This window comes from Okeania sp. SIO2B9, from assembly GCF_010672505.1.
Taxonomy (GTDB): Bacteria; Cyanobacteriota; Cyanobacteriia; order Cyanobacteriales; family Microcoleaceae; genus Okeania; species Okeania hirsuta.
The window spans coordinates 1-3413 of the sequence record NZ_JAAHGK010000858.1; the positions used below are offsets into that span (position 1 = coordinate 1).

Sequence of the window (3413 nt, forward strand, 5' to 3'; positions counted from 1 at the left end):
TCGCCACTTCGGTCGTATAAAGTTTCACCTAAAGCAAAAAGCTTTTGCCTGAATTCTTCAATGTGCTGATTTAACTGGTCATAATTATTTTCAGTTCTTGAGTTAATGAGAACTTGCTTGAAATGTTCATAGCTTTCTTCAAGTTCTGTTGCTAACTGTTCATCAATAAAATCACCATGTTCTTTGATAGTTGCTTCGTAATTGTATAGAAGAGTATCTGCCTGATTTCTCAATTCTGCTAATTTTTGTTGTTGAATATCTTGTTGCGCATAAATTTCTGCTTCTTGTTGCATTCGTTTAATTTCTGCTTCATTCAAACCACCTGTATTACTAATTTCAATACTTTGTTCTCTACCCGTTCCTATATCTAAGGCCTTAACTTTCAGAATTCCATTAGCATCAATATCAAAGTTAACTTCTATTTGAGGTATACCTCTAGGAGCTGGAGGAATTCCTTTGAGTAAAAACTTACCTAAACTTTTATTATCTTTAACCATTGCCCGATCCCCTTGAAGGACATGAATTTCTACAGAAGTTTGTCCATCCACGGCAGTAGAATACATCTGAGAGCGACTGGTAGGAATTGTAGTATTCCTTTCTATTACCTTGGTATATATTCCCCCTAAAGTTTCTAACCCCAGGGATAAAGGAATCACATCTAATAGCAAAAGGTCTTTAACTTCACCACCTAAAATACCAGCTTGAATTGCTGCTCCCGATGCCACAGCTTCATCGGGATTAACGGAAGTATCAGGAGTTTGAATGTTAAAATAATTACTTATTGCTGCCTGAACTGCTGGTATTCTAGTAGACCCTCCCACCAGAATAATTTTGTCTATCTTTTCTGGTGTTATACCAGCATCTTTCAGAGCTTGTTCTACTGGTTTAATCGTACTTTTAGTAAGATTTTGTATTAATTTTTCAAATTGAGCACGAGTTAATTGGGTCTCCAAGTGTTTTGGCCCTGTTTCGTCAGCAGTGATAAATGGTAAATTTATATTGGTAATCTGGGCAGAAGATAGTTCTATTTTTGCCTTTTCTGCTGCCTCTCGGAGTCTTTGTAGCGCCATTCTATCTGCCGATAAGTCTGTGCCTTCCCGGTCTATAAACTCTTCTACCAACCAACGGACTAAATAATTATCAAAATCATCTCCTCCTAGATGGTTGTTACCGGAAGTTGCCTTAACTTCAAATACGCCATCTCCTAACTGTAAAATCGAAACATCAAAAGTCCCACCACCAAGGTCAAATACCAAAATGGTCTGGTCTTGGTCTTGCTTATCTAAGCCATAAGATAAAGAAGCAGCAGTTGGTTCATTGATAATTCGCAGCACTTCCAGACCAGCAATTGTTCCTGCATCTTTAGTTGCTTGTCTTTGTGCATCTGTAAAGTAAGCGGGTACTGTGATTACTGCTTGAGTAACAGATTCTCCTAAATATTTTTCAGCATCCTGCTTCATTTTTTGCAGAATCATTGCTGAAATTTCTTGAGCTGTATAATTCTTGCCTCGTATCTGGATATTTACAGTATCATCTTTACCCTTAATACAGGTATATGGAACTCGGGAGCGCTCTTCTTCTGTATCGTCCCATCTTCTGCCAATAAACCTTTTGATACTGTAAACTGTATTTACTGCATTGTTTACTGATTGTCTCTTTGCTAGTTGGCCAATTAAGCGTTCGTTCCCTTTCGCAAATCCCACAATACTTGGTGTTGTACGCCCACCTTCTGAGTTGGAAATTACAATTGGTTTGCCCCCTTCTAAGACGGCCACACAACTATTAGTTGTCCCTAAATCAATGCCAATGACTTTTCCCATAGTGCTTCGGCGTTCTTAAATAGTCAAAAATATTTTGAGTTTTTTTAGTAAAGTTGTATTCAGAACAAATCAAGTAATCTCGGTAAGATTTTAGATTGAAATTTTTACACTTGTATTTTCTTTTAGCTAATTTTGAATAGTGTGAATACAACTTACTAAGTGTGGTGATTAAACAAAAATATGGAAGTGTTTTAACATATCCAGGGGTTGAAACACCCTGGATTTTGTGGTTTGGCTACCGCATAGAGGGATAAACCCGCTTATGGTTGAAACCTGTCAACAGACTCCTAGACTCCTCGGCATAGATCAAAATCTAGCTGTGAGGTTACTTTTTTTTTTAGCTTTGAGAGTGGTTTTACTCAAAATGCTGGAGCAATAAATCGCTGCTTTAGCTGCCTTCTTACTTTTCGGTGTCAAATGCGGAGCTAACAGCTTTCCTAGGAAATATCATTCCCGTCTCCTATCTACCGGAGTTTAACTCCAAACAGCTAAAGGTCATGGCGACAAACCTTATTCTTAATCGCATTCAACAATTATACCAGACGTTGAAACCGGGATTTCTCCAGCGTGTAGTTATTCTACCAGGGGATAAATCTTCTGGGAACTTTCGGACTGCCATTTTTTACCTTTAACCTTCTGGATCAGTTTGAGTTTCTTCTGTAGATTCTACAGGTTCTGGAGCTGTGGCTACTTTTACCATGGCGTGTCGGAGGACACGATCTCCGAGAGTATATCCCCGCACTAACTCTTCTGTCACAGTTCCTTCTGGATATTCTGTTGTTGCTTCTCGCATTACTGCCTCATGTAGATTTGGGTCAAACTCTTGACCTTCTGGACGCATAGGAGAAACTCCCAGTCGTTTCAGAGTTTCTACCATTTGCTTATAGACAGTTTGATAGCTCTTGTGGATATTCATTTCTCCATCATTAGCTGGTTTAATCTGAGAACGAGCACGGTCAAAATTGTCAATTACTGGTAATAATTCGATGATTGTGGAGCACTTGACTTGTACATCCAGTTCTTCTTTTTCTTTTTGTGTACGTTTACGGAAGTTCTCAAAGTCTGCGGCTAGTCTTTTGTATTGAATATCTTTCTCTTCTAGCTGAACTTTGGTAGTTTCTACCTGAGTTTGCAGAGATTCATTTGCCTCTTTTAAAAGGACTATATTCTGTGACATTTGCTCGAAGTTTTGTTGGTCTGTATTTACAGAACCATTATCTTCAGATACTTCCTCAATATTTTCAAGTTTTTGAGATGAGTCTAATTCTGCGTTTGCCTCAACCACTTCCATATTTTCATGTATTTCTTGATTTGTTGTTTCTGCTGATGGTATCTCTCCTACCATTTAATTTTCTCCTGGATACTGACGGTTGTTACTGCTTTTAATTTTGCTTTTTTCCTCTGATTTATTCAGAATAAAAAGCACTATGGAAACACTGATTTTTAACTGGGCTATATAATTATTACCACCTTTAAACTTATTAGTTATCAGGTTTTTAGCGCCAAGCTTATAAGCTTAATATTAGCAAGTATAGTGGTTTATAGAAATTATAGGGTACTTAATTTTTTAGCAAAATACCTAAACAACTTCGT

The 3413-nt window shown here is 37.6% G+C and carries 2 protein-coding genes; both read right to left on the bottom strand.

The window, feature by feature from the left end; translation table 11 throughout:
- Positions 1-1820 (bottom strand): molecular chaperone DnaK (dnaK, locus tag F6K13_RS24570; protein WP_287288657.1); only part of this gene is annotated, 1820 nt, incomplete at its 3' end.
- A gap of 628 nt (positions 1821-2448) precedes the next feature.
- On the bottom strand, positions 2449-3165 hold the full coding sequence (gene grpE, locus F6K13_RS24575; RefSeq protein ID WP_124142655.1) for a nucleotide exchange factor GrpE: 717 nt from the start codon (positions 3163-3165) through the stop codon (positions 2449-2451).
- Positions 3166-3413: the final 248 nt, after the last annotated feature.